Source organism: Sphingomonas sp. OV641 (assembly GCF_900109205.1).
Classification (GTDB): Bacteria; Pseudomonadota; Alphaproteobacteria; order Sphingomonadales; family Sphingomonadaceae; genus Sphingomonas.
On sequence record NZ_FNZB01000002.1, the window covers coordinates 98,035 to 123,912 of the forward strand.

31 protein-coding genes are annotated in these 25,878 nt (G+C 66.6%); 11 read left to right on the plus strand and 20 right to left on the minus strand.

What is annotated here, in order from left to right:
- Positions 1 to 657: 657 nt before the first annotated feature.
- Positions 658 to 1,674, minus strand: coding sequence for an alpha/beta fold hydrolase (locus BMX36_RS11345; protein WP_177179119.1), 1,017 nt, complete (start codon positions 1,672 to 1,674; stop codon positions 658 to 660).
- A complete protein-coding gene (locus tag BMX36_RS11350) occupies positions 1,671 to 2,753 on the minus strand; it encodes a zinc-binding dehydrogenase (RefSeq protein WP_066781692.1) in 1,083 nt (360 codons plus the stop codon). Before BMX36_RS11350 ends, BMX36_RS11345 begins: the two co-directional genes overlap by 4 nt.
- A 160-nt stretch (positions 2,754 to 2,913) precedes the next feature.
- On the opposite strand from BMX36_RS11350, the gene BMX36_RS11355 reads away from it, so the two are divergent.
- A complete protein-coding gene (locus tag BMX36_RS11355) occupies positions 2,914 to 4,437 on the plus strand; it encodes an NAD(P)/FAD-dependent oxidoreductase (protein ID WP_093065643.1) in 1,524 nt (507 codons plus the stop codon).
- 159 nt (positions 4,438 to 4,596) lie between these two features.
- Here BMX36_RS11355 and BMX36_RS11360 read toward each other — a convergent pair whose 3' ends face one another.
- The 3 genes from BMX36_RS11360 to BMX36_RS11370 form a co-directional block, all read right to left on the minus strand.
- Positions 4,597 to 4,986 (minus strand): hypothetical protein, encoded by a 390-nt coding sequence (locus BMX36_RS11360; protein ID WP_093065645.1) that lies wholly within the window; start codon positions 4,984 to 4,986, stop codon positions 4,597 to 4,599.
- Between the two features lie 403 nt (positions 4,987 to 5,389).
- Positions 5,390 to 6,235 (minus strand): SDR family oxidoreductase, encoded by an 846-nt coding sequence (locus BMX36_RS11365; protein WP_256210773.1) that lies wholly within the window; start codon positions 6,233 to 6,235, stop codon positions 5,390 to 5,392.
- A complete protein-coding gene (locus BMX36_RS11370) occupies positions 6,232 to 7,449 on the minus strand; it encodes an LLM class flavin-dependent oxidoreductase (RefSeq protein WP_066781698.1) in 1,218 nt (405 codons plus the stop codon). The genes BMX36_RS11365 and BMX36_RS11370 overlap by 4 nt, the downstream gene beginning before the upstream one ends.
- Before the next feature lie 153 nt (positions 7,450 to 7,602).
- Here BMX36_RS11370 and BMX36_RS11375 point away from each other — a divergent pair, with 153 nt between their 5' ends.
- Positions 7,603 to 8,274 (plus strand): TetR/AcrR family transcriptional regulator, encoded by a 672-nt coding sequence (locus BMX36_RS11375; protein ID WP_177179120.1) that lies wholly within the window; start codon positions 7,603 to 7,605, stop codon positions 8,272 to 8,274.
- Positions 8,275 to 8,478: 204 nt separating this feature from the next.
- On the opposite strand, the gene BMX36_RS11380 is transcribed toward BMX36_RS11375, so the two are convergent.
- From BMX36_RS11380 to BMX36_RS11420, 9 genes are all read right to left on the minus strand, one after another.
- Positions 8,479 to 9,801 (minus strand): cystathionine gamma-synthase family protein, encoded by a 1,323-nt coding sequence (locus BMX36_RS11380; RefSeq protein WP_093066325.1) that lies wholly within the window; start codon positions 9,799 to 9,801, stop codon positions 8,479 to 8,481.
- A gap of 77 nt (positions 9,802 to 9,878) precedes the next feature.
- Positions 9,879 to 10,298, minus strand: coding sequence for a hypothetical protein (locus tag BMX36_RS11385; protein ID WP_156455569.1), 420 nt, complete (start codon positions 10,296 to 10,298; stop codon positions 9,879 to 9,881).
- Positions 10,299 to 10,337: 39 nt separating this feature from the next.
- A complete protein-coding gene (gene gloB / locus BMX36_RS11390) occupies positions 10,338 to 11,075 on the minus strand; it encodes a hydroxyacylglutathione hydrolase (RefSeq protein ID WP_093066327.1) in 738 nt (245 codons plus the stop codon).
- Entirely contained in the window at positions 11,059 to 11,475 is a 417-nt protein-coding gene (locus BMX36_RS11395) for a VOC family protein (RefSeq protein WP_093066329.1), read from the minus strand. Before BMX36_RS11395 ends, gloB begins: the two co-directional genes overlap by 17 nt.
- A complete protein-coding gene (locus BMX36_RS11400) occupies positions 11,475 to 11,930 on the minus strand; it encodes a VOC family protein (RefSeq protein ID WP_093065647.1) in 456 nt (151 codons plus the stop codon). The genes BMX36_RS11395 and BMX36_RS11400 overlap by 1 nt, the downstream gene beginning before the upstream one ends.
- Positions 11,931 to 11,942: 12 nt before the next feature.
- Positions 11,943 to 12,656: a tetratricopeptide repeat protein gene (locus tag BMX36_RS11405; RefSeq protein ID WP_093065649.1), complete on the minus strand. Its 714-nt coding sequence runs from the start codon at positions 12,654 to 12,656 to the stop codon at positions 11,943 to 11,945.
- On the minus strand, positions 12,653 to 13,369 hold the full coding sequence (locus BMX36_RS11410) for an alpha/beta fold hydrolase (protein WP_093065651.1): 717 nt from the start codon (positions 13,367 to 13,369) through the stop codon (positions 12,653 to 12,655). The genes BMX36_RS11405 and BMX36_RS11410 overlap by 4 nt, the downstream gene beginning before the upstream one ends.
- Positions 13,370 to 13,451: 82 nt before the next feature.
- Positions 13,452 to 13,706: a DUF6356 family protein gene (locus BMX36_RS11415; RefSeq protein ID WP_093065653.1), complete on the minus strand. Its 255-nt coding sequence runs from the start codon at positions 13,704 to 13,706 to the stop codon at positions 13,452 to 13,454.
- 31 nt (positions 13,707 to 13,737) lie between these two features.
- Positions 13,738 to 15,147 (minus strand): glutamate ligase domain-containing protein, encoded by a 1,410-nt coding sequence (locus BMX36_RS11420; RefSeq protein ID WP_093065655.1) that lies wholly within the window; start codon positions 15,145 to 15,147, stop codon positions 13,738 to 13,740.
- 71 nt (positions 15,148 to 15,218) lie between these two features.
- Between BMX36_RS11420 and BMX36_RS11425 the strand changes: the two genes are divergently transcribed.
- Entirely contained in the window at positions 15,219 to 16,037 is an 819-nt protein-coding gene (locus BMX36_RS11425) for an LD-carboxypeptidase (RefSeq protein ID WP_177179121.1), read from the plus strand.
- 224 nt (positions 16,038 to 16,261) lie between these two features.
- Here the strand turns inward: BMX36_RS11425 and BMX36_RS11430 are convergent, their stop codons facing one another.
- Positions 16,262 to 16,987 (minus strand): CAF17-like 4Fe-4S cluster assembly/insertion protein YgfZ, encoded by a 726-nt coding sequence (locus BMX36_RS11430; protein ID WP_093065657.1) that lies wholly within the window; start codon positions 16,985 to 16,987, stop codon positions 16,262 to 16,264.
- 50 nt (positions 16,988 to 17,037) lie between these two features.
- Between BMX36_RS11430 and pyrC the strand changes: the two genes are divergently transcribed.
- Complete coding sequence (pyrC, locus tag BMX36_RS11435; protein ID WP_093065659.1) at positions 17,038 to 18,075, plus strand: dihydroorotase; 1,038 nt, start codon at positions 17,038 to 17,040, stop codon at positions 18,073 to 18,075.
- Between the two features lie 307 nt (positions 18,076 to 18,382).
- Here the strand turns inward: pyrC and BMX36_RS11440 are convergent, their stop codons facing one another.
- The 3 genes from BMX36_RS11440 to BMX36_RS11450 form a co-directional block, all read right to left on the minus strand.
- Positions 18,383 to 18,676: a hypothetical protein gene (locus BMX36_RS11440; RefSeq protein ID WP_093065661.1), complete on the minus strand. Its 294-nt coding sequence runs from the start codon at positions 18,674 to 18,676 to the stop codon at positions 18,383 to 18,385.
- 19 nt (positions 18,677 to 18,695) lie between these two features.
- Positions 18,696 to 19,034, minus strand: coding sequence for an ATP-dependent Clp protease adapter ClpS (gene clpS, locus BMX36_RS11445; protein WP_066781751.1), 339 nt, complete (start codon positions 19,032 to 19,034; stop codon positions 18,696 to 18,698).
- Between the two features lie 110 nt (positions 19,035 to 19,144).
- Positions 19,145 to 19,732, minus strand: a complete 588-nt coding sequence (locus BMX36_RS11450) for a DnaJ domain-containing protein (protein ID WP_371262873.1) — start codon at positions 19,730 to 19,732, stop codon at positions 19,145 to 19,147.
- A gap of 39 nt (positions 19,733 to 19,771) precedes the next feature.
- Between BMX36_RS11450 and BMX36_RS11455 the strand changes: the two genes are divergently transcribed.
- The 3 genes from BMX36_RS11455 to BMX36_RS11465 are packed head-to-tail and all read left to right on the plus strand — an operon-like array spanning position 19,772 to position 21,424.
- On the plus strand, positions 19,772 to 20,062 hold the full coding sequence (locus tag BMX36_RS11455; RefSeq protein ID WP_093065663.1) for a BolA family protein: 291 nt from the start codon (positions 19,772 to 19,774) through the stop codon (positions 20,060 to 20,062).
- A complete protein-coding gene (locus tag BMX36_RS11460; RefSeq protein WP_256210775.1) occupies positions 20,059 to 20,532 on the plus strand; it encodes an NUDIX hydrolase in 474 nt (157 codons plus the stop codon). The genes BMX36_RS11455 and BMX36_RS11460 overlap by 4 nt, the downstream gene beginning before the upstream one ends.
- Complete coding sequence (locus BMX36_RS11465) at positions 20,522 to 21,424, plus strand: pirin family protein (protein WP_093065687.1); 903 nt, start codon at positions 20,522 to 20,524, stop codon at positions 21,422 to 21,424. The genes BMX36_RS11460 and BMX36_RS11465 overlap by 11 nt, the downstream gene beginning before the upstream one ends.
- A gap of 36 nt (positions 21,425 to 21,460) precedes the next feature.
- Here the strand turns inward: BMX36_RS11465 and BMX36_RS11470 are convergent, their stop codons facing one another.
- Positions 21,461 to 22,567, minus strand: a complete 1,107-nt coding sequence (locus tag BMX36_RS11470; RefSeq protein WP_371262874.1) for a DUF2332 domain-containing protein — start codon at positions 22,565 to 22,567, stop codon at positions 21,461 to 21,463.
- Positions 22,568 to 22,607: 40 nt separating this feature from the next.
- On the opposite strand from BMX36_RS11470, the gene hisG reads away from it, so the two are divergent.
- From hisG to BMX36_RS11490, 4 genes are all read left to right on the plus strand, one after another.
- Positions 22,608 to 23,273 (plus strand): ATP phosphoribosyltransferase, encoded by a 666-nt coding sequence (gene hisG / locus BMX36_RS11475; protein ID WP_066781724.1) that lies wholly within the window; start codon positions 22,608 to 22,610, stop codon positions 23,271 to 23,273.
- Entirely contained in the window at positions 23,270 to 24,559 is a 1,290-nt protein-coding gene (hisD, locus tag BMX36_RS11480; RefSeq protein WP_093065689.1) for a histidinol dehydrogenase, read from the plus strand. The genes hisG and hisD overlap by 4 nt, the downstream gene beginning before the upstream one ends.
- A gap of 174 nt (positions 24,560 to 24,733) precedes the next feature.
- Entirely contained in the window at positions 24,734 to 25,189 is a 456-nt protein-coding gene (nusB, locus tag BMX36_RS11485; protein ID WP_066781728.1) for a transcription antitermination factor NusB, read from the plus strand.
- Position 25,190: 1 nt separating this feature from the next.
- Positions 25,191 to 25,367, plus strand: coding sequence for a DUF4169 family protein (locus BMX36_RS11490; RefSeq protein WP_093065691.1), 177 nt, complete (start codon positions 25,191 to 25,193; stop codon positions 25,365 to 25,367).
- Positions 25,368 to 25,403: 36 nt separating this feature from the next.
- Here the strand turns inward: BMX36_RS11490 and BMX36_RS11495 are convergent, their stop codons facing one another.
- On the minus strand, positions 25,404 to 25,844 hold the full coding sequence (locus BMX36_RS11495) for an MAPEG family protein (protein WP_093066339.1): 441 nt from the start codon (positions 25,842 to 25,844) through the stop codon (positions 25,404 to 25,406).
- Positions 25,845 to 25,878: the final 34 nt, after the last annotated feature.

Consider the following 25,878-nt stretch of genomic DNA (forward strand, 5'->3'; position numbering starts at 1 on the left):
CTCCAAGCTCCCGTCGCTCTCTGCTGAGGATATGTAGAACACGTCCTCGCCACGCGCCTTTCGGCCGTAACCGGTACCAAAGAACCGCCCGTCGTCGCTTGCCTCAACGACGATCCAAGTCTCTTGACCGGGTAGTATCGGCACTTGTTCGCCGGGAGCCAAATAGATGAGTTCGACCATCTCCCGTCCGCTCTCACGCCCACGCAGTACCTGCAATTGGGCGCATTCAACCGATCCGCTCCCGAGTGCGGTTCCGCACGGCGAAACGGCTCAGATGAATGTTCATCGGCAAACACTCCTCCGTCATTCCCGCGGAGACCGGGCTCCATGACTTGCGTCTACGCAAGCAGGGCGAGCACTGGTTCTATGGATTCCCCTCCGCAGCAATAACGAACATCGGGCGCTTCCCCAACGAGCGTCATTCCGCTCACCTCAACAAACAACAAAGGCACGGCCCGCGTCGACAGCCATCCATCTGCCGACGCGAACCATGCCCTCACTCCCGCCGAAGCGGGCCGAACCTGCCGCAATTGGCCGTGTGGAGTGCCACGGCCCATCCGACTGGCTCATCCGAACAGGCGGAGTTCCGCTCCTCCCCCAGCTCAGCCCAGAAAACTCGACCTCCGATACGCGGCCCGGAACGGCGCCGCGGAGCCGTCAGCGCGGGAACCTCTTGTCCAACCAACCAATGAGGGCGCGGTTCACTTCCTCGGGAAATTCCTGCTGGGTCCAATGGCCCGACTTCTCCACCAGAACCCGCTCCAGATCGGGGACGTACCGCTCCATGCCCTCGGTCATCGCCGGGCTCAGCACCACGTCGTTCTCCGCCATGACCATCAGCGACGGCACGTCGACCTTCTCCACCAGCTTGGCCGAATTCTGCCAGTTGCGGGTGAAGTTGCGATACCAGTTGATGCCGCCGGTGAAGCCCGTCTCGGCGAAGGTCTGCGCGAATGCCTCGATCTCGTCGTCGGTCAGGAACTGCTGCGGATCGTTTGCCGGATCATAGAGCTTCAGCCCCTCGCCCAGTGCCAGGGTACGCATCTCGGCCGGAAGCTGCTCATATTCCTTCAGCGTCAGCATCGGCTTGCGCATGAAGAAGCGCATCGACCGCTCGGGGTCTGCGGCCAGCGCCGCATCCGCCTCGCCCGGCTTCTGGAACCAGACGATATACATGTCCTCGCCAAAGGCCGCGCGCATGCCGGCGATCGGATCGATGTCGCCGCGCGGCAGGAACGGCGTGTTCACCCCGATCACGCCCGCACAGCGCTCGGGATAGCGCAGTGCGAACTGCCACACGACCATGCCGCCCCAGTCGTGGCCGCAGGGAATCGCCTTTTCGATGCCCAGCGCGTCCATCATGCCGGCGATGTCCGCCGTCAGCTGCTCCAGGTCGTAATCCTCGATCTTCTCCGGCCGGCTGGTCAGCCCATAGCCGCGCTGGTCGGGCGCGATCGCCCAGCGGCCCGCCTTGTCGAACGCGTCGAGTTGATGCCGCCAGGAGAAGGCCAGCTCGGGAAAGCCATGGCAGAAGATCACGGGCACACCCTCGCCCTTCGGCCCGACTTCGTAATAGGCCATGCGGATGCCGTTGGTTTCGACGAACTGCACCGGCGGCATCGCCTCGGCCAGCGCGCGCGGCGCCTCGATCACGTTGCTCGTAACTGGGCTCATGATTTCACTCCCGGACGGACGACAACCTTGCATTGCTGTTCGGGGTCGGCGAGCGCGGCAAAGGCGGCGGCCACGCCGTCCAGCCCCACTTCGTCGGTGATCGCCGGCAGCACATCGATCTTGCCCTCGGCGATGTTGCCCAGCGTCGCGGCAAACTCACCGGCGGTGTAGCCAAGCACGAATCGGAAATCGATTTGCTTGTTGATGCACAGGAACGGCTCGATCTTGTCCGTTTCCATGCATACGCCGACGACGATCACCTGCGTGCTCACCGGCACCGATTCGATGATGTTCTGCAGCACGCCCGGCACGCCGACGCATTCGAAGACGATCGCGCGCTTGCCGGTCTGGCCAGTCATCATCGCCGCCATCCGCTCGGAAGACGTGCGCGGCACGCCCAGCTCGCTCCACTTGGTGTGCGGCGATTCCTTCGCCGGATCGACGATGATGTCGGCGCCCATCTTTTCCGCAACGGCGCGGCGCGCAGGGGAGAAATCCGCCGCCACCACCGGCCCCAGCCCGCGCGATTTCAGCGCCGCGATCACCGCCAGCCCCACCGGGCCGCAGCCGATCACCAGGTTCACCGTATCCGGTCCCGCAGCGGACATGGCGACGGCATGTTCCCCCACCGCGAAGGGCTCGGTCATCGCCGCCTGCACGTCGGACAGGCCATTGGGTACCGGAAGCAGCATCGCCTCGCTCAGCACCATCTGCTCGCTGTACCCGCCGGGATAGGTGTTGGAATAGCCGATCGCCTCATAGCCTTCCGGCTTCATCGCGATGGGCATGGACACGACGCGCGTGCCCGCCTTCAGCGCCTTTGCCGATCCGGGACCGTGGTCCAGGATCTCGGCGGAAAATTCATGGCCGAAGATCATGTCCTTGGAGGGATCGGTGCGCGGCTTCTCGCCGGTGCGCGCGCCCAGTTCCAGCATGTTCTCGAACGAATGAACGGCGTGGAGATCCGAACCGCAGATGCCGCAGGCCAGCGTCTTCACCAGCACTTCACCCTGGCCGGGTACCGGATCGGGCACCTCGTCGCAGATCAACTGCTTGTTGCGTCTCACCACGGCTCGCATCGCAGCCCTCCCTCTCCGGTCGTCCGGCGTGATCGCCGGTTCGTTGCCGCATCGTGGCCCGCGGCGCCGGCCAGCGCAAGACGCATATTCATAACGCGTTTGAATTTCTTGCAGCCGATCGCTTTTGGAAATATATGTGGCCAAAATGTCGGAGGGAAGAATGTCGGGCAGCACGGTTTCAGGCGCGTCGGGCGAACAGGTGATCGTCGTTGGCGCCGGCATCGCGGGCCTGTGCACCGCGCTTCGTCTGGGCGGCGGCTCGCGCCACATCACCCTGCTGGAGCGCGACGAAGCCCCGCCGGAGGGCGGCCCGGACGTCGCGTTCGATCAGTGGCAGCGTCGCGGCGTCAGCCAGTTGCGCCAGAGCCACGCGTTTCTTGCCCGGTTGCGCAACATCATTCGCGACGAGCATCCGCAGTTGCTGGAGGATCTCTATGCCGCCGGCTGCCGCGACATCACCTTTCAGGACATGCTCCCGCCCAAGCTGCAGGCCAGCTATGTCCCCGTGCCGGGGGATGCCGATCTGACAATCCTCACCAGTCGTCGTACCACGCTCGAACTGGTGATCCGCCGCTATGTTGAGCGCTTGCCCGGCGTGTCGATCCGCAGCGGCGTCAAGGTGCGCAGCCCGCTGTTTCATACGGGCAGCGATGGCACGATGGTGGTGACAGGCGTCGCCGCCGACACCGCGGAAGGACGCGAGGAGATCACGGCGGACGTGGTGGTCGATGCCGGTGGCAAGGCGGCGAACCTGATCGAACAGCTGATCAAGGCCGGCGCGCCCATCGCGGAGGCAGCGGAGACCGCCGGCGTCCTGTATTTCACCCGCCATTACCGCCTGCTGGACGGCCAAAATGAGCCGCCGCGCGGCGACGTGCCGGCCTCTGGCGATCTTGGCTATCTGAAGTTTGGTGTGTTCCCCGCCGACAACCGCCGTTTCTCGATCACCTTGTGCGTGCCGGAAATCGAGCATGAGCTGCGCAAGGCAGTGATGGATGGCGATACGTTCCAGCGCATCTGCATGGCGATGCCGGGGCTCAAGCCATGGGTCGATCCCAACACTTCGGAGCCGGTCGGCAAGGTGATCGGCATGGGCGATCTGCACAGCCGCTGGCGCAGCCTGATGGCCAATGGAAGGCCGGCGGTGCTTGGCTTCTTCGCCATCGGCGATGCGCTGGTGCGCACCAACCCGCTTTACGGTCGCGGCTGCTCGCTCGCCGCGGTCAGCGCCGGTGTGCTTCGCCGTGCGCTGGACAGCACACCCGATCCCGCCGCGCGGCTCGCCATCTATGACAGCGGCATCCTGGCCGAGGTGAAGCCATATTACGATCTGATGCTGAAACAGGATCGCTCCGCCATCCGCCGCGCGCGTGCCACGCTCACCCCCGATCATCGCCCCAGGCTGAAGGCGCGTTTGGCGAAAAGCTTCGTCGATGACGGGATCACCATCGCTGCCCGTTCCGACGTGCAGCTGATGCGCGCGATGATGCGCGGCTTCCACATGCTTGAACATCCCGAGGCGTGGCTGAAGCGACCGCAGAATCTCAGCAAGGTGCTTGGCTATTGGGCGCGCGGCCGCCGCCTCAATGCCAATGCCTATGCGCCGCAGCCGGGCCCCGATCGCCCCGATCTGATGGCGACCATTGGGCTTGATGCGCGGGCGGACTTGCTGAAGGCGGCCTGATCAACTGTTCCGAGGGGGAAGGCAGGGGCCGGTGCGACGCGCTGGCGCGCTCGCCTGCACCGGCCTTCTACCTTCAAGCCGTCTGCCGTAGCCTCGATAGGCCGGTGTGGCCGATATTCTCCGGCGCCGCGCCGGACCCGCTCCCATCATTGCCGACACTTACCGGGGAAGTTGCTCGGTAGGTTCGTTACTGCTGCTGCGAGAACCGTCAAACGTCTCGTGCGCCCGGCTCAGCCAGCCCTCCAGCGCGTTCAGGGCCTTGGCGGTCAGCGTCAGTGTATCGTCGAGATTTCCGTCACCATCGCCGATGATCAGCTTTTCCCGGGTGAGATATTCGATCCAGCGTCGCCCCGCCGCACTCACGCCGCCGGCCTGCTCCAGCGCGCTCTTCCCGGTCAGGCGCTCGCCGCGGGCGTCGGCGATGAACAGGATCAGCAGCAGTTCATAGGCCAGCTCCCCGCCAAAAAGCTCCGCCGGCAGTTCGCGGCGGCGGTCGCGCCGAACCTCCAGGATAGCGCGCGCAAACTCCGCAAGTGTATCATCAACCATGGTTTTTGCCCCTTGAACCATGGGATGGCGATCTGCTGTCAGAAGATGTCCGAGTTAGCCGAACGGACCTGCGCACAGTGCGCCGCGACAAGCATCGCTTATCCGAAGTCGAACGCATGGGCGGATACTGGCCCTCCGCCGCTTGCCAAGGCCGCGCGCCAGCCGATTGCTGCTGGAACATCATCCCACATCACTCCTGCGCGACCGGAGATGCTTTGTTCTCGTTACCATTATATTTTGCACAATCGTGAATGTCACGTACCATTACGGATGCAATTGGCCACACTGACCGATCGCATTACCTCTTCGGAGGTATGCTGCCGCCCGTTTGTGCGGCGCCTAATCCGTTTGGCGAACGTCGTTGAAGGGAGCAGCGGCCGCGCATCGGCGGCCGCTCGCATCGTCAGCCGGCGGTGGCGCCGATCGGGATGGGCGTTGCTGCGGCCACCTGGGCATCGATGGTGGCGAACAATCGGCCTTCTGCCATCTCGTCGCGGGTCTGCTCCGGATGCAGCGTGGCCATATGGTCCAGCGCCACCAACTCGCGCGGCACGTACCAGTGCAGGCGGTCCGAGTGATAAGCCTCCCACACCGTTTCCGCGACCTCGCGTGGCGGGATGGCGCGAAAGACGCCGCTCTTGGGCGCTGCGGCAGCGGCACCATCCGGAAGGATCGGTGTGTCGATCAGTGCCGGCAGCACATCGGCCACCCGAACGCCGTAAGGCTTCAGCTCGATCGCCAGCGCCTCCGTCAGGCCCTTCACCGCATGTTTGGTGGCCGAATAGACCGCGATCATCGGCATGCCATAGGTCGCCGACGACGAAGAGGTGGTGAAGCACATCGACTCTGGCGTGGCCTTGAGCAGCGGAATGGCGAGGTGAATGCCGGTAAGAACGCCGATGAAGTTCACGTTCACCACCGCGAGCACATCGGCCCATGGCTGGTCGGCAAAGGGCCCGCCGCGACCGATGCCGGCATTGTTGTACAATATGTCGAGCCGTCCGCCGCTGCTCGCGGCGAAGCGATCCAGCGCCGCGGCATAGGCGTCGCGATCCGTAACGTCGAGCCGCTGGACCAGGCAGTTTTCCGCCCCCAGCTCCTGCTCCAGCGCCGCAAGACCTACCTCGTTGACGTCGACGCCGCCAATGAACCAGCCTTGCCGGGCGAACAGCCGCGCCGTTTCCAGCCCCATGCCGGAGGCCGCGCCGGTGATGAAGATTGCCTTGCGGCCGTTCGCCACCCCGCTCACTCCGCCGCCTCCGCCTTCTTGTCGAGGCCCATGGCAGCCAGGATCTCCGGCCGGATATTCTCCGTGCCCTTCTTCTGGATATGTTCCGCGAGCCTCGCGCCGACCGCCGCCTGCGCCTCGCCGATGAAGCGCGGCCGGTTTGTCGCCGCCCACTCGATCGACGCCTGGCGGTTGGCGTTCATGCCGTTCACCTCCGGCACGACATAGCGGGCGATCATCTCATAGGATTTCTTCTTGTTTTCCCACTCGGCCCAATTGTTGTCCATCAGCAGGAAAGCGCCGAAGCCACCGGACTGTTCGCGTAACCGCTCGATCTGCCGCACGGCATCTTCGGGCGTTCCGACCACGGCCATGCCCGAATCCACGATCGCATCCACCGGATCGGACCCGTCCGACGGCGCCAGCGGCAGGGCGGCGACTTCACGGAAGTAGTAGAGCCACTTGTCCAGGCCCTCACGAACCTGCGCGCGCGCTTCCTCGCGAGTTGCCGCCACATGCATCGGGCCGACGAGCCGCCATTGGCTGCGGTCCACCCTGGTTCCGCTTTCCGCCGCCTGCTGCTCCGCGATCGCCCAGTTCGACGTCAGCGCGTTGAAGCCGCCCGCCTGCGTGGCACCGATCGAGAGCAGGCCCAGGCCGTGCCGCCCGGCAGCGGTCGCGCCCGATGGCGACACCTGGCTGGCGACGCTGATCTCCACTGACGGACGGCTGTAGGGCAGCATCTGCAGCCGCGCCTCGTTCAGCTCGAACCAGTCGGTTTTCTTGCTCACCTGCTCACCGCGCAGCAGCGGCACCAGCACGTCCAGCGCCTCGTCCATCCGATCGCGTTGCTTTGCGACCGGGATGCCCATCATGAAGGCGTCGGACGGGAGCGCCCCGGGGCCGACACCGAACATCACGCGTCCGCGGGTGATATGGTCAAGCTGGTTGATCCGATCCGCCAGCATCAGCGGGTGATGGTAAGGGAGCGATGACACGCCCGTGCCCAGGCGGATATGCCGCGTGCGTTCGGCCACCGTGGCAATGAACAGTTCCGGGCTGGCGATCAGCTCATAGCCAGCCGAATGATGCTCGCCGAGCCAGGCCTCGTCGAAGCCGAGCTTGTCCATCAGCACCACCAGATCAAGATCCCGCTCCAGCGCAAGCGTCGGGTTTTCGTTGAGCGGGTGGAACGGCGCAATGAAGGCGCCGAACCGGATCTTTTCCGCGGCCATTTCTCTCTCCTCAGACCATCTTTGTGGACGATGCTAGTTGGAGGAAAGCAGCCTGGCCAGACTTTTTTAACGCGTTATGATAATATGGGATTGCACGGCGTTGCAGCTTGCTGCGTCGCCGCCTATCGCCTCCTGTATGCGAAGGAACATGGAATGAGCCGGCGTGAAGACGCAAAGGCAGAACGTCGTCGTCGGATCATCGCGGCCGCACGGGATCTGATCAAGGAAACAGGCGATACCGGGCTGTCGATGCGCGCCATCGCAGCGCGCGCCGGCGTGTCGCTGACGACCCCTTATAATCTGTTCGGATCGAAGCGGGCCATCGTGATCGCCCTTCTGGAGGACGTGCGCGAATTTCACGAGCGGTTCTCGCAACTTCACCGTGTCGGGGCGATCGACCGGATCTTCCAGGCGGTGTCCATTTCGCTCGCCTATCTCGCGGACGATCCCGATTTCTATCGTACCTTGTGGACCGAAGCCCTGCGTTTCGACAGCAAGGAGCTTCGCGGCGAGTTGCAGACCCCGCAACGCTACGGCTTCTGGTGGGCGCTGCTCAACGAGGCCAGCAGCGAGGGAGCCTTGCTGCCCGAACTCGAGATCGATCCGCTGCTCCGCGCGCTCGACGCGGTCTATGTCGCGGCGATGCTCGCCTGGGTGCTCGGCGGCATCGAGGTTCACGAGCTGGAGGCGCATGTCGGCTATGGCTATGCCGTCACCTTGCGGGGCGCGGCGAGCGAGGCGGCCGCAGCAAAATTGGAACGGCGCCTGGTTACCTACCAGAAGGAACTGCTGCGCCATCGTGCCAATGCGGTGGTCGCCGCCTGACACTTGCGACGCCGCGCCGGGCCCGCGGCGCGACGCTTCATGGCGAGTCTAGGGTTTGATCCAGGCGCTTGAAAGCACCTCCCCGGCGAAGGCCGGGGTCCAGGTGGGAGAGAGTTGGCAAGAGCCCGAGCGCCTGCCAGCTTTGTCGCGCAACTGGGCCCCGGCCTTCGCCGGGGAGGCGGATCTTTCTGGCTGGATCAAACCCTAGCCGGCAATCTTGTCCAGCGCCTGGCTGAAATCAGCGATCAGGTCGTCGGCATCCTCCACCCCGATGGATATCCGCACCAGATTGTCCGTGATCCCCAATGCCGCCTTGCGCGCATCGGGAACGGACAGGTGAGTCATGGCCGCAGGGTGGCTGGCCAGCGTCTCCGTGCCGCCCAGGCTCACCGCCAGCTTGGCGATCTTCAGCGCATCAAGGAAGGCGAACGCCTCCGGCTCTCCGCCCTTGAGATACAGGGAGAAGGTGGATCCGGCGCCCTTGCAATGGCGGCGGTAGATATCGGCCTGTCGCTCGTCGCGGCCACCTTCAAGAAAGCCGAGATAGCCGACCTTCTCGACCGCCGGATGATCGCGCAGGAAGGCGCATACCTTTTCGGCATTCTCCCCCGCCCGGCTCATCCGCAACTCCAGCGTCTCCAGGCTGCGCAGCAGCATCCATGCCGTGTTTGGATCACAGATCGTGCCGATCGTGTTCCGCATCAGCCGGATCGTATCCATGTGCGCCTTCGATCCCAGCACCCCGCCGGCAACCAGATCGCTGTGGCCACCCGCGTATTTGGTCAGGCTGTAGACGACGAGGTCCGCGCCGTGACGCAGCGGCTTGTGCCACAGCGGCCCCAGGAACGTATTGTCGATGGCGATCGGCGGCTTGTTCGCGCCGGTGAAGATCGCATCGCGGCTCGCCGCCACGGCCTCCACGTCGACCAGCGCGTTGGTCGGGTTGGCCGGGCTTTCGAGATAGATCAGCGCCACATTGCCGGACGCCGCCTTGGACAGCACCGCATCGATTTCCGCACGCGTGGCCCCGGCCGGGAAATCGAGCCAGTGAACACCGAAACGGCCCAGGATGCGCGCGATCAGCGTCTCGGTGGCGGCATAAAGCGGACCGGAGTGGACGATCGTGTCACCCGGCTTCACCATCGACAGGAACAGGGTGGCGATGGCGGACATGCCGCTGGAAAAGGTAAGCGCGTCCTCCGCATCCTCCCAAACGGACAGGCGATCCTCCAGGATCTCCTGGTTCGGGCCGTTGAAGCGGGAATAAACCAGTCCTTCGGCGCCGCCGGGCCGCTTGCCTGTCACCCCTTCGAAATGGCGCTTTCCGGCGGCCGCGTTGGGAAACACGAAAGTGGAGGTCAGGAAGATCGGCGGCTTCAGCGATCCTTCGGACAAGGCAGGGTCATAGCCATGCCCCATCATCAGCGTTGCCGGCTTCAGCTTCCGCCCGCCGATCTCATCCACCGGCGGCTTGGGCGAGACACGCGCCTCAACGCCGGTAAGATCGGCTTCGGTTTCCTTGGTCATCATCTGGCTCCGCTGGGATCATGGCGGCGCGCACGGCGCCTTGAGCCGCGCCTAACATCAACGGCCCCGTCTGGCGATCAGCCTGCCGTGTAAGGCGTAAACGGCCCGATGGCGCAGCTGCCGGTCGGGAAGCGCGCCGTGCGATCAACCGTGGTGGCAATGTCGCCGCGGCAAAGGCGCGGGCCGAACTGCCGGGTCACCAGAGCATCGCCGCGCGCGACATTCTCGCACCCGCCCGCCGTTTCACTGACGAAGATCCGATTGCGGCTCTCGCGGTAGATCAGCTTGTTGCCGACCGCGCGCAGAGAGACGTTGCGAAAACGGGTGTCGATGCAATCCACCGGCGCTTGCGGCGTCAGCCGGGCAAGCTCCTTTTGCACCTGCATCTGTTCACGGGCGTAGGGGCCGGGCCGGCTCTCGTCGGCCGCGCTGGCGGCCGACACCGCCAGAGCACCCGCCGCGGCGGCCAGCGTAAAGGGAATCAACAGCTTGGCCATCATCACCACTCCTGCCCCGCCTTCAAAAGCATAACGCTTTTATCCGCGGAAACTATCCTTGGCGGCGCGCCGCTCCCCCAATTCCTCCGCACTCGTCGCCCGCAGGAACGGATTGGTGGCAAGCTCCTCTCCGATGGTGGTGGGAATGGTCGCCTCGCCCGCCGCGCGCGCCGCGTCGACCCGCGCCATGCGCGCCTTGATCGCCTGGTTGTCCGGCTCAGCGACCAGGGCGTAGCGCCCGTTGGACTGGGTATATTCATGACCGCAATACACGCGCGTATCGGCCGGCAGCCGGGCATAACGCTGCATGTTGCCGAACATGTCGGCCGGCGTCCCTTCAAACAGCCGGCCACAGCCCATGGCGAACAAGGTGTCGCCAGTGAAGATCGCCGAATCATCGGCGAAGTGGAACGCCACATGGCCCTGGGTATGGCCCGGCACGGTCATCACCGCAGCACGATGTCCGCCCAGGGACACGCTTTCACCATCCGACACGCCGGCGTCGATCGCACCGATCTTGGCGCGTTCCGCCTCGGGGGCGGTGACCCTGGCGCCCGTTGCGGCGACGATCGCGGCATTGCCGCCAACATGATCCGGATGCCAATGCGTGTTCCAGATCTCGCTGATCGTCCAGCCACGCGATGCGGCGGCATCGAGCACGGGCTGCGCCTCGCCGGGATCGATCACCATGGTCGTGCCGCTGTCCGGATCGTGCACGAGCCAGCTGTAATTGTCGCTGAGCACGGGCACGCGGACGATCTCAAGTGGCGATGGCATCATAGCCCATTCCATTGAACTCGATCAGACAGAAACCGTGGCCGAAGGGATCCGCGAAGGTTGCGATCCGCCCATAGGGCGCCTGACGCACGCCCGTCTCGTCAACAGCGCCGGCCGCGATTGCCATCGATCGGGCGTGGTCGAGATCATTGACCGACACGTCGAGATGCACCGGCGTCCAGTGGCGCTGATAGTTCCGCCGTGCCGGCGCGGCGGCGGTCGCGGCGCTATCGCCTGCCTTTTCCAGCAGGTAGATCGGCGCCTCCAACCCCAGCAGTTCGACCGCGCCGCTGCCCAGCCGCCGCCCAACCGACACGCCGAACACAGCGCAGTAGAAATGCTCCGCCCGCGCGAGATCGGGAACATCCATGTTCACGATCAGGCGCGCGGGCGCGGGCATCACCAGCTTCCGGTATTCGGCATCGAGGCCCATGGCTCCTGCGGCGGCTTGGGGCCGTTCAGCTGGAGCAGCTCGATCGAAATGCCGTCCGGCGTCTTCACGAACGCCATATAGCCGTCCCGCGGAGGGCGATGGACGGTATAGCCCGCGTCCAGCACCGCCTGGCAGGTCGCGTATATGTCGTCGCAATCATAAGCGAGATGCCCGAAATTGCGCCCGCCGGTATATTCTTCTGGCGCGCTGCCATCCTCGGCCGGCCAGTTGTAGGTCAGTTCCACCTCGGCCCGGGCCCGTTCGCCCTCGCCTCGCATATCCTCGGGCGTGGCGAGGAAGATCAGGGTGAAGCGGCCCGCCTCGCTGTCGGTGCGGCGCACTTCCTTGAACCCCAGAACCTCGAAGAAGGCGATGGTCTTTTCCGGATCGGCGACCCGGATCATGGTGTGAAGATAGCGCATTGATCCTCCGGATTACTTCTGTTCGTCAGCCGCGAACTGGGACAACGCACGAGTTGCCGATTGGCCCGCCGGGCGATCCGGGGCGAGCCGCGCGGCTTCGGTCCAGGCAGCCTTCGCCCCTGCCTCGTCGCCGCCGGCGGCCGCGATATTGCCGGCCTCCAGCTGCACCTGCGCATCGTCAGCCGACCGGCGCAGCGCCTGGCCGATATCGATCTTGGCGCGGGCGAGGTCGCCCGTGCGCCGCGCCAATGTTGCGGACAGCAGCCAGGCGAGCGGATCATCGGCCGCGTCCTTCAGCGCGAGATCGAGATCGCCGCGAGCCAATTTGAGCTCGTCCAAGGCCACCAGCGCCCGCGCGCGGTCCAGCGCCGCCTCTCCGCGGGCCAGACCGGTCAGCGTTCCGGCCGCCAGCGCCGCATCCAGCGCCGCGCGCGCCTTGGCGGGTTCCTGCCCTGCAAGCCAGGCGTTGCCGGCCAGCGCCCAATAGCGCGCCGCGGCGCCATCACGGGCCAGCTCGGAGCCGCGCGCCGCCTCTTCAAACGCCGGCGCCGCCTGCGCAAACCGATCCTGCCCGGCAAGTGCGATGCCCAGGCACGCCCGCCCGCCAACGCTCCGGTCAACGCTGGCGCGCCGCTCGGCGGCGACCGGATCCGTGGCTGCCAGCGCGGCGCAGCTCTCCGCAGGCGGAAGGGCAGCGGCCTGGAGCGCAAGGCTCAGCAGGATCATTTCAGCACGTCCTCAACCGTGCGGATCAACAAGGCGATGTCTTCCTCCCGGGACAGGCGATGATCACCGCCCTTCACCAAGGCAACGTGGACATCGTCTGAACGGAGAAGCTCCGCGAGGCGCACCGATTGGGCCCAGGGCACATCCGGATCGCGCTGGCCGTGGATCAGCCGCACCGGCATGTCGAGCGCGATGGGACCGTGCATCAGCCGGTTGGCTTCGCCGGCCTGCCAGAAACGCCGGGTATAGACGGTCCGCTGCGGGCCATAAGGGTTCGGCCGCTCCAGCCGTCCGTGCTGCAGAATGTAGAGCTTCTCCTCCTGGCTGAAGCCCCAGTCGGTGAAATCAGGCGCTGCCGCGATCCCCACCATCGCAGCGACGCGCTCGGGACGGGCGAGCGCGGCCAGCAGCATGATCCACCCCCCCATGGAGGAGCCGACCAGCACCACCGGTCCCTCCACCGCATGATCGATCATGGCGAGCGCATCGTCGCGCCAATCCGTCAGGGATTGCTCCTCGAACGCCCCCTCGCTGGCGCCGCAGCCGGCATAATCGAAGCGGAGAAAGGCGCGACCGGCCGCTTTCGCCCATGCCTCGAGCGCAAGCGCCTTCGTACCGGTCATGTCCGAGGCATAGCCTGGCAGGAAAACGATGGTGGGGCCGGCGCCTTCGGTGAGGTGATAGGCGAGACGGGGTCGCTGGGGAGAGGTCATCCGCCGCGATGTAGCGACGGGCAGGCGCCAGTGAAAGGCGAGCCGGTAAAGGGAGCCGCACCCACAAGCCGCGGCGGCCTGCTCAGATCACATATTCAACGGTTCTTACCTGCGTCTCGGCATCACGCTTCGCCGTGCGCTTCGCGACCATTTCGGCATGGAGCTCGGCGATGGTGCGGCTGCCGGTCGTCTTGCAGGCGAACGGCAGCACGGCGTGGACCAGCGCGCCCATGCCGCCCGCCAGCATCCGGGCACCAAAGCGGGATGCGACGCCGAAATGCTCGACATAGCTTTCACCCACAGACGCGGGATGGTCGAGGAACAGGCGGCGCAGCATAGGAAATCCCCCGGGGTCCGGTTGTGGTCGGTCAGGCGACATTATCACGGGCGCGCAGCTGCGCCACCATGTCCGCGGCAAGCAGCGGCAGGGTGTCGTCGCGCGCGCCCATTACGACGATCCGGTCGCCGGCACGCGCATTGGCGACGAGATGCGCCGCCGCCGCCGCGCGATCCGCGATGTGACGGGCATTGCCGCCGGTGACGGAGATATCGCGCACGATATCGGCGCTGGTAACGTCGCGCGTCACCGTGCCGCCCTGGTAAACTGGGTCTGGCAGAACGAGCAGGTCGTCGGCCCCAAGCCCCTGTGCGAACGTCTCAACCAGTTCAGATCGCATTGTTTTCAGCGGTCCATAGCCGTGCGGCTGGAAGAGCAGGAGCAGGCGCCCGGGAAAGGCGTGGAGCGTGGCCAGCGTCGCGGCGATCTTGTCGGGATTGTGCCCGAAATCATCAATCACGGCGACGCCGCCCGCCTCGCCGACCAGGTCGAAGCGGCGCTTCAGGCCCATGTAGCGGCCGATAGCAGCGGCCGCGGCCTCGAAGGACACACCGGCAGCCAGGGCCGCGCCCGTCGCCGCCAGTGCGTTCGCGACATTGTGTTTGCCGGGCACGTTCAGCCGGATCCGGGTGCCGCGCAGGGAGAAGGATACCGCAAACGGCTGTTCTTGGATGTCCACCGGAGTCAGATCGGCCTCGCCGCCGAGCGCGAAGGTCATCACCCGATCTCGTGGCAGGCGCATGGCCAGCGCGGCCGCATCCGGATTGCCGGCATTGACGATCGCCATGCCCGCCTTGCCGATGAAATCGCCGAACAGCACGTTCAGCTCGTCGAGCGATTTGTGATCGAGGCTGACGTTGTTCAGCACCGCGATGCGCGGCGCATAAAGGGCGATGGAGCCGTCGCTTTCGTCCACCTCGCTGACATAAGGATCACCCTCGCCCACGAGGGCGCTGGCGAAGGGGCGGTCGGCGGCGGCGAAATCCTTCATCACCGCGCCGTTCATCACCGTGGGGTCGAGCCCCGCATCATGGAGGATGCGCGCGATCATGCCGGTGACGGTGGATTTGCCGCTGGTGCCGGCAACCCCGATCGGCAGGCGGCTCGCGTTGAACAGCGCGGCGTTCAGTTCCGCGCGGCTCATGCGGCGGCAACCGAGCCGATCGGCCGCGACCATGTCCGCTACCGTCGGCTCCACGGCGGCCGATGCGACAACGATCTGGTCCGCCGACACGATCCCGCTGCCGTCCTGCGGGAACAGGCGAACGCCCTTCGCCTCCAGATCGGCGAACTTGGCCGGCACGCGACCCTGATCGAGCCCCCGATCGGAGCCGGAGACGGTCGCCCCGCGCCCGGCAAGGATCATCGCCAGCGGCATCATGCCGGAGCCGCCGACGCCGACGAAGAAGAAGGATTGTCCTGCGATGTTGCCGTCCTGCATGGCCGCGCGCTATCGCCGCAGGCGGCAACGGGCAAGGCGAAGGCGGCGACACGGATGAAGATCGGGCCCTCATGAAGATCGGAATCGTCGCACCGGCGAACACGGCCAACCCGCAGATGGTGGCGCCGCTGATGGCCTATGCCGCCTTGGCCTATCCCGAAGTCGAGCTGGTCTTCCACCCGCAATGCTGGGAAAGCGACGGCCATTTCGCCGGCCCGGATGCCCGCCGAGCCGCTGCCTTCCTGGAATTCGCCAACGACCCCGCCTTTGCGGCAATCTGGTTCGCGCGCGGCGGCTATGGCTCCAACCGTATCCTGGCGCAGGTCATGCCGCAGCTGAACGATGCCGCACGGCGCAAGAAATATGTCGGCTATTCCGACATGGGCTTTATGCTCGGCGCGCTCTACGCCCGGCGCATCGGGCGCGTGGCACATGGCCCCATGCCGACCGACATCCTGCGCAGTTCCGGCGGCGATGCGACGGTGGCGCGCGCGCTCGGCTGGATCGCACGCGATGAGCGCCAGGGGCTGGAGCCGGGTCTGGGCAAGCGGCCGGCCGCCGCCTTCAATCTGGCGATCCTCGGCGCGCTGATCGGCACGCCCTGGCTGCCGGACCTCACCGACCACGAATTGCTGATCGAGGAAGTGTCGGAGCCGATGTACAATATCGATCGGCTGCTGTTCACCATGGCCAATGCCACGCAATTGCGCGGGGTCGCCGGTGTCCGGCTGGGCGCGGTGACGAGCGTGAAGGAAAACACACCGGCCTGGAACGAGCCCTTGGCGGTGATGATCCAGCGTTGGTGCCGCGACATGGGCGTGCCGTTCCTGGGGCAGGCTGAGGTCGGCCATACGCAGACGAACCGGGTGGTGCCCTTCGGGCTGATTTGAGGATATCGGCCGACGAACCGCGAGTGCCGAGCTTGCCTGGCGTCTGATCCAGCTGGACTGATCCGCCTGCCTTCGCGAACGACAGGCTCAGGCCGAACGCAGGTCAGATGAACCCTTTGCTTCGTCATTCCTGCGAAGGCGGGAATCCATAATCACTGACGCCGATTGCTCTCGCGAGACCTGCGCTTATGGACCCCCACCTTCGCGGGATGACCGTGCATTGATCAGCCGGCGACCGCCTCGCTCAGCCAGGCCGGCTTCAGCGCATCGCCCAGATCTTCGACGCGGCGATGCTCCACCATCAGGCCGAGTTCGGGATAGGTCGCGCGGGTGCGCGCGCCCGCCTCTCCCAGCGGCGCGACGACCAGCCGGCGGTTAACCTTCGACCGGTAGTTCATGCGCGCGGTATTCTCCTGCCCGACATAGCATCCCTTGACGAAGCTGACGCCGTTCAGCTCCCGCGCGTTGCACTCCAGCCAGAGCGTTTCGGCATTGCCTAGCTCCGTCACACCTTCCGCGACGCCAAGTGAAAGGCGATGCGCGACCCAGCCGTGCGCGGGGGCACCCGGCGGCGCGATCCAGCGGCGACCGAGCGCAGCGAGCCGGGGATCGGGCACGCCCTGGTCGCCGTCGCGCGACCAATGCACCGCAAGGCCGTCGTCACGCGCGATGGTGATCGCCCGACGCAGGCGATACAGCGTCAGCCGCCGGGCGAGCGCCTCCGCCTGTACCGCTTCGCAATCGAGCAGCAGATCCTCGCCATCCGCCCAGACGAGAAAGTCGAACAGCGCCTTGCCCTGTGGTGACAGGAGCGCGGCCCAGACCGGAAGCGCGCCGGTCACGTCATTCGTCACCAGCCCTTGAAGGAAGCCGCGAACGTCCTCCCCGGAAAGGCGGACGATGGCGCGATCGGCCAAAGTTGTGGCGTCGGGGGTGGTGGCGTCAGTCATGCCCACAAGCTAGGGCATCGCACGCGCATTCCAAGCATTGCAGGACCCGCATGACCGACCGCATCACCATCCGCCGCCCCGACGACTGGCACGTTCACCTGCGCGATGGCGCCATGCTGGAGCTGGTTGCCGGCCATACCGCGCGACAGTTCGCCCGCGCGATCATCATGCCGAACCTGACGCCGCCGGTGACCACCGCAGAGGCGGCGCGCGGTTATCGCGAGCGGATCCTCGCCGCTTTGCCTACGGACGCCGGCTTTACGCCGCTGATGACCTGCTATCTCACCGATCAGGCCGATGCCGATGCGATTGCCGCCGCTTATGCCGAGGGCGTGTTCACCGCGTGCAAGCTTTACCCCGCGCACGCCACCACCAATTCCGCGCATGGCGTGACCGACATTTTCGCGCTCGCCCCGGTGCTCGAGCGGATGCAGGCGATCGGCATGCCGCTGCTGATCCATGGCGAGGTGACGGACAAGGATATCGACATCTTCGACCGCGAGGCGGTGTTCATCGATCGCATCCTGCAACGGCTTGCCCGCGACTTTCCGGCGCTGAAGATCGTGCTGGAACACATCACCACCACCGAGGCGGCCCAATATGTCGCGGAAGCGCCGGCCAATGTCGCCGCGACGATCACGCCGCAGCATTTGCTGATCAACCGCAATGCGATCTTCGACGGCGGCATCCGCCCGCATGCCTATTGCCTGCCGGTCGCCAAGCGCGAGATGCACCGGCTGGCGGTGCGCAAGGCGGCGGTATCGGGCTCGCCCAAGTTCTTTTTGGGCACCGACAGCGCCCCCCACGTCGTGGAGGCAAAGGAATCCTCTTGCGGCTGCGCCGGCATCTTCAACGCGCCGTTCGCGCTGGAAAGCTATCTGCGCGTGTTCGACGAGGAGGGCGCGATCGACCGGTTCGAGGCGTTCACCAGCGAGAATGGCGCGCGTTTCTACGGCCTGCCGCTGAACGAAGGCGTGGTGACGCTGGAGCGGACGGAGACGCGCGTGCCTGACCGGATCGGTGACGACGCGCTGTCGGTCGTGCCGTTCCATGCCGGCGAGACGATCGGCTGGCGCATGGTCGACTGAGCCAGGGAAGCGCCGCCTGAACCGCATCGTCATCCCGGACTTGATCCGGGAACCATGGCGCAGCGAACGCTGAGGCTGGAGGTCTTAGAGCGGGGCTCAGCCAGTTGTCCGCCTCCCCGGCGAAGGCCGGGGCCCGGTTACGGAACAAAGCCGGCAGGCGCACCGGCTCTTACCAACGCTGTCCCGCCTGGGCCCCGGCCTTTGCCGGAGAGGTGGCTTGAGGAGCCTGGATCAAACCTTAGCGTTAGCGCGCGCGGATGGTTGGATCCCGGATCAAGTCCGGGATGACGGCGCCGCCCCTCCTGCCTCAGCGCAGGCGATCCACCAGCGCGATCACATATTCATAGGCGGCGCGGTCCTCGGCGGCGAACCGCGCCGTCAGCGCCGCCGCATCGCCCTCGACGGTTCGGGAGCGGAACAGCGCGAGCTGGAACGCCTTGCGCTCCGCGGCGCAGGCCTGTTCGGTCTGAAGCGCGATGGTCGCCGGCGTGCCGCTGCTCGCCATCGCCACCTGCGTGAAATCCTCAAGGCAGGCATACCAGCTGTTGCGCTCCGCCACGGCCGGCGCCGCCGCGGCAAGCAACAAGGAAAGGCTCAGCATGATGGCCGCGCTGGCGCAATCAGGCCTTTTCGAGCGTGCATTGCAGCGGGTGCTGGTTGGCGCGGGCGAAATCCATCACCTGCCCCACCTTGGTTTCCGCCACTTCGTAGCTGAACACGCCGCACACCCCGACGCCCTTCTGGTGGACGTGGAGCATCACCCGCGTCGCTTCCTCCGCATTCATGCGAAAGAAGCGCTGCAGGCACAGCACCACGAATTCCATGGGGGTGTAATCGTCGTTGAGCATCAGCACGCGATAGGGCGTCGGCTCCTTGACCTTGGCACGCGTACGCGTCGCCACGCCAACGCCGGTGCCACCGCCGTCCTCTGGACCGCCGTCTTCCCGTCGTTCCGCCATGTCGATCTGAAAGCTGATCATCGTCACCGCCTGAAAATATGGCACGTCGCCCAACGAGGGCAAGGGCCCAGCATGGTCGCCGCGCAAGACTATCCCGATTGTTCAGCCACTCAGGCGAAGGCCGGCGCCTGCCGCAACTGCTGGTAGGCGGCAATCACCTTTTGCAACATGCCCTCGTGGCTGCGATCCCCGCCGTTCCGATCCGGATGATATTGGCGGACCAGTTCGCTGTACCGCCGGCGCAGCGCGGTGCGATCCGCGTCGGGTGCGAGGCCAAGCACCTTGAGGCTTGCGCGATCCTGCCCCGACAGTGGCTTGCCGTCGCTCCGCTCGGGCGCGACCTCGCGCCGAAAACGGGCGCCGATCGCGTCGAGCGGATCGGCGAAATCGGCCCAGCGCGGCCCCTGGTCGCCGGCGCCGGCGCGGGCAAAGGCGCGGGTCTCGCGTTCCCAACCGGCCATCGGCCGCTGCGCGCGGTTGATCTCCTCCGCCGTCATGCCGTCGAAGTAATTGTAGCTCGAATTGAACGCGCGCACGTGATCGAGGCAGAACCAGCGATAGGTTCCCGGGCCATCGCCGCCCGGCCCCTCCAGCGGCGGCGCGCGAAACTCCCCGGCCGCCTCGCAACCGGGTGCCTCGCACGGCCGGTCGCCCTCGATCCTCCCGTGAAAACGCGCGTTCGGCCGATCCTTCGCCAAAATCAGAACATCCCCAGCAAAACCGGCTATATAGGCGCGATGACCACGCCTTCCACCGGCCCTGTAGAGCAAGCCATCACCGCCCGTCTCGCCGCAGCGCTCGACCCGACGCACCTTCAGGTAATCAACGAAAGCGCGCTTCACCGCGGCCATGCGGGGGACGATGGATCGGGCGAATCGCACTTCCGCGTGGTGGTGGAAAGCGCAGCCTTTGCCGGGCTGAACCGCGTGGCGCGGCAGCGGCTGGTCAACCAGGCGTTGGCCGAGCTGCTGCGCGATCATGTCCATGCCCTGGCGATGAAGACCCTGGCGCCGGGCGAGCCGCGGTGAGCGGTGCCGGCGCTCCCGTCCTGCGGGCGCGGGTGGCCCGGCCGGCGGCACGCATCCTGCTGGTCGATCGCGCGGGCCAGATTCTCCTGTTCCGCTTCGCGCCGGGCGACAATCGGGCGCCCTTCTGGTGCACGCCGGGCGGCGCAGTCGATCCGGGTGAAAGCTATGCCGAGGCGGCGCGGCGCGAACTCTTTGAGGAAACCGGCATTCGCGCCGATCCGGGTCCTGAAGTGGCGCAGCGACAGGTGGACTTCCTCACCATCGAACGCGTCGAGGTGACGGCCGATGAGCGCTGGTTCCGGGTCGATGTGGACGCGATGGAAATCGACCCTGCCGGCCACACCGAGCTCGAACGGCGCGTGATGACCAAGTGGCGCTGGTTTCGCCGCGACGAGATCGCCGGCTGGCCCGAATTGATCTACCCTGACGATCTACTCGCCATGCTGGAGGCCACCGACCATGACGCGTGAGGACCTGATCGAACTGACGCTGCTGCCGGCGACGCACGATATCGGCGGCTTCAAGGTGCACCGCACCCTGCCGCATCGTGAGCGGACGATGGTGGGGCCGTTCCTGTTCTTCGATCAGATGGGGCCGGCGCAGCTGCCACCGGGCCAGGGCATCGACGTGCGCCCGCATCCGCACATCAATCTCGCCACCGTCACCTATCTGTTCGAAGGCGCGATGGGGCATCGCGATTCGCTGGGTACTGACATCACCATCCGGCCCGGCGCGGTGAACCTGATGACGGCGGGGCACGGCATCGTTCATTCGGAGCGGTCGCCGGAGGACGTGCGCCCGGGCGGGCCGGCGCTGTCGGGCATCCAGACCTGGCTTGCGCTGCCCGACGGACGGGAGGAGATCGACCCGGCGTTCGAGCATGTCGCAGCCGGCGAGCTGCCGGTGATCAGCGACGGCGGGGTCAGCGCGCGGATCATCATGGGCAGCCTGTGGGGCCGCACCGCGCCGACCACCACCTATGCCGGCACGATCTACGCCGACATCATGCTTGCCGCGAACAGCAGCGTGCCGATCGACGCGGAGGCGGACGAGCGTGCGATCTATCTGGTTGAGGGCGACGCCTCGCTGGAGGGCGTGCCGCTGGAGCCGCAACGCCTGTACGTGCTGCGGCCCGGCATCGCTGCAACGCTGCGCTCGAGCGGCGGCGCGCGCGCCATGCTGGCGGGCGGCGACGCCTTTGCCACGCCGCGGCATGTGTGGTGGAATTTCGTCAGTTCGTCGCGCGAGCGCATCCAGGAGGCGAAGCGGGCGTGGATGGCGCGCGAGTTTCCGGTGGTGCCCGGCGACGAGGTGGAGTGGATCCCGATCCCCGGCCAGCCGAAAACGGTCAGCTACCCCTGAGGACGGCCGGCGGGCAGGCCGCCCCCTGATCCCACCTCAATCCCGCTCATAGGGGCCGCGTCGCATCACATAATCGCGGGTTTCGTAAGGCGGCGACAGCGCCTCCACCCAGGCGCCGTGCGCATGAGTGAGCGCCACCAGCTCCATTGGCCGATCGCCGGGCCATGTCTGTACGCGCACCTCATGGCGGTGGAGATCGCGGTTGGGCTCCATCATCACCCAGGCGAGCCGGTGTTCCGGCGTGGCGCGCGCGCCGGCCGCGTCCATCGCCTCGCGTATACGGGCCTGCGACGCGGGCGGGAGATACTGCCAGACCACGGAATGCATCAGCACGCGGGTGGTGCCGGCGTCCTGCGGCTCGGCCAGCCGTGCCTCGACCCATTCGGCGGCGTCGCCTTTCGCCAGTGACACGCCATGCTCGCGGATCATGGCGATGCCGCGCTCGATCCGGTCGAGCCGTTCGGTCGCATCCACCCACACATAAGCGGCCAGCCGCGCCGCCTGAGCGGGATCGGCCACATCGACAGGCGCGATGTCGACGCCCCGGACGGAGCGGATGGCGATGGGTGCGTCGGGTGGCGGTGGGCCGCGCCATTCCGGCGCGATGAGCACGGGCGAATCGGCCGGCCCGCGCCTCACCCCGCCAAGGTCGAAGGCGTAGCGGTCGATCAGCAGGTTAAGCCCGGCGCTCGACCCGATCTCCAGCAAATCCAGATCGGGGCCGAACCGCGAAGCGACATGGAGCAGCCCCGTCATCAACCCGGCCGATCGCCCCGCCTCGTTCGTCTGCGGCGGGCCATTGAGCCATGGCAGCAGCGCCGCGTCATGGGTCCGCACCACGTCGCGCAAGATCGCAACCGTTTCGCTCCGGTCGATCACTGCGCCGGTGAATATCCGATCCAGCGCTGCGTCGCCTCCGCGCCGATGCAGCGCGTGCAGCCCGCCGATCAGCCGAAGCACCAGCGCGTCGGCTACCGGCTCCCCGGCCCAGTCAAGCACCCGCCGCCCCGTTTCGCTCCCCCGATCCAGCGCATCGGCCAGCGCAGCGCTGACCCGCGCGGTGATCGGCGCGGCCATCGCCTCGCAATAGGCCGCCTGGACGTGAAATGATTCGCGGTTCTCTGCTTCGCTGCCCATGGCCATGTGTTGCGCCCGTTCCGGCCGGTGCGTAAAGCCCGCCGCCATGGCCGAACCGCTCGTTATCGCCGTTCCCAAGGGGCGGATCCTCGCCGAGGTGCAGCCGCTGCTCGCCGCCGCCGGCGTCGTGCCCGAAGCGGCATTCTTCGATGAGGACAGCCGCGCCCTTCGTTTCGCCACCCAGGATCCCGCGATCGCGCTGATCCGCGTGCGGGCATTCGACGTCGCGACCTTCGTGGCGCATGGCGCGGCGCAGCTTGGCATCGTCGGTTCGGACGTGCTCGGCGAGTTCGCCTATCCGGAGCTGTACGCGCCGGTGGATCTCAACATCGGCTATTGCCGCCTGTCCGTCGCCGAGCCCAAGGAATTGGCCGAGACGGACGATCCGCGCGGCTGGAGCCATGTGCGCGTCGCGACCAAATATCCGCATCTCACCGCGCAGCATTTCGCCAGCCGCGGCGTGCAGGCGGAGTGCATCAAGCTGAATGGCGCGATGGAGCTGGCGCCGATGCTGGGGCTGGCGCCGCGCATCGTGGATCTGGTGTCCTCCGGCCGCACGCTGAAGGAAAACGGCCTGGTCGAGGTGGAGACGATTGTCGAAGTGTCGTCCCGCCTGATCGTGAACCGCGCCGCGATGAAGATGCGCGCCGGGCTGGTGGTGCCACTGGTGGAGGCATTCCGCCGCGCCGTGAACGAGGCAAAGGCGGCATGATCCGCCTTTCCACCGCCGACGCGTCCTTCACGCAAGACTTCGCCGCGCTGGTCGATGCGCGCCGCGAATCGGATGCGGACGTGACGCGCGACGTGTCCAACATCCTGCGCAGCGTGCGTGACGAGGGTGATGCAGCGCTAAAGGCCTTTACCCTGAAGCTCGACGGCCATGACCTGGACGAGAGCGGCTGGGCGATCCCGCTGGCGGATTGCGCGGCGGCGTTCGAGACGCTCGATCCCGGCTTGCGCGAGGCGCTTGAACTCGCCGCGTCGCGCATCCGTGCCTATCATGAAAAGCAGCGCCCGGCGGACACGGCGTTCACCGATGACGCCGGCGTTCGGCTCGGCGCGCGGTGGCGGGCGGTTGATGCAGCCGGCATCTATGTGCCCGGCGGGCGCGCGGCTTATCCGTCCACGCTGCTGATGAACGCCATCCCGGCCAAGGTGGCGGGCGTGGAGCGGCTGGTGGTAGTGACGCCGACGCCCAAGGGGGACATCAACCCGCTCGTCCTTGCCGCCGCGCATCTGGCGGGGGCTGATGAAGTGTGGCGGGTCGGCGGGGCGCAGGCGATCGGCGCGCTCGCCTGGGGCACCGAGCGGATCGCGCGGGTCGATGTGATCACCGGGCCGGGCAATGCCTGGGTCGCGGAGGCGAAGCGGCAGGTTTATGGCGTGGTCGGCATCGACATGGTGGCCGGCCCGAGCGAGATCGTGGTGGTTGCCGATGGCGCCAATGATGCGGACTGGATTGCCGCCGACCTGCTGAGCCAGGCCGAGCATGACGTGACCACCCAGTCGATCCTGTTCACCGATTCGCCCGACTTCGCCGATGCCGTGGCGGAGGCGGTGGAGCGGCAGCTCCTTGATCTGCCCACGGGCGAAACCGCGCGGATCGCCTGGGAGCGGAGCGGCGCGATCGTGATCGTGCGCGACCTGGCGGAGGCCATGCCGCTGGTCGATGCGCTGGCGCCCGAGCATGTCGAGATCGCCGTCGACGATCCGCAGCCGTTGTTCGACATGCTTCGCCATGCCGGATCGGCCTTCCTTGGCCGGCATACGCCCGAAGCGATCGGAGATTACGTCGCCGGCCCGAATCACGTGCTGCCCACCGGGCGGCGGGCGCGATTCGCCAGCGGGCTCGGCGTGACGGATTTCATGAAGCGCACCAGCTTTCTTCAGCTGGACGCCGATTCGCTGGCGAAGCTCGGGCCGGCAACGGTGGCGCTGGCCGAGGCGGAGGGCCTGCCCGCCCATGCGCAATCGGTGGCGTTGCGGCTGCGGCGGTAAAGCCCTCCAGGGAATTCTCGTTCGTGCTGAGCTTGTCGAAGCACGTGCCACGGGCGATGTCCTGTGCGGCACGCCCTTCGGCCAGCACAAGGCGAACGGTGAGGCGGAGGAAGCCGCTTGGGGTAAACGCGGGGGACTGGCCGATCCGGTCGCACGCGCGTAAGGGCGGCCGCCATGTCCCGTACCGCTGCCCGTACCAAGGCCCGCGCCGCCGCGCGCCTCGCCGCCACCCAGGCGCTTTATCAGCATGAGATGGAGGGCACCGCCATGCCCGCGCTCCTCCACGAATTCCACCACCACCGCATCGGCGCGACCATCGAGGGCGCGGAATATGCCGAGGCGGATGTGGCCTTCTTCGACGATATCGTGACCGGCGCGCATGCCCGCATGGGCGAGATCGATGCGCTGATCGAGCGCAAGCTGGCCAGCGGCTGGACGCTGGAGCGACTCGACAAGCCGATGAAGGCGATCCTGCGTGCCGGCACCTATGAACTGCTGTCGCGCGTGGACGTGCCCAAGGGCGCGGTGATCAGCGAATATGTCGATGTCGCCCATGCCTTTTACGAGCGGCGCGAGGCCGGTTTCGTGAATGGCCTGCTCGACGGGATCGCGCGCGAGGTGCGCCCCTGACATGGGGGAAGTGATCAACCTCCGCCGGGCGCGCAAGGCCAAGGCGCGGGTTGATGCCCAAGGCCGGGCCGCCGCGAATCGCCTGGCGTTCGGCCGGACCAAGGCGGAGCGCGCGGCCGACGCGGCGGAGGTCGACAAGCGCGAGCGCGCGCTGGACGGTGCCAAGCGCGAGGAGTGAGATCGCCTGTTCCGTGAGAGAACGAGCGGCCTTGCCTCATCCCCTGGGTGCCGTCTCCACCGGCACGATCGTCATCGCGTCCGTGTCACCCGCATCCACCGCGATCGCCAGCGCCCAGCCAGCAAGGACGAGCGTTACGACCCATGTCGCCATGGCGCCGCCGGCGCGCAGCGCATTGGGTGCCGAGCGGCCCATGCCGAGCGGATGGGCGATTCGCGCCAGCACGAATACCGCGCCGATGATCCACAACATCCCCTGTGACCCACGCGCCAGCTCGACCAGCGCCATCAGGATCAAGACGATGGGGGCATATTCGACGAAATTGGCATGGGCGCGCATGCCCGCGAGCAGGGCAGGATCGCCGCCATCGCCCACCATCACCTTGCCGCTCATCCGACCGCGCACGAGTCGCACGGCAAGCCAGATGTTGATCACCGCGCAGGCCGCAGCGATGACGAGCGTGACCGGCAGCAGCACCATATCCTCTCCCCTTTTTGTCGGAACAAAGCCT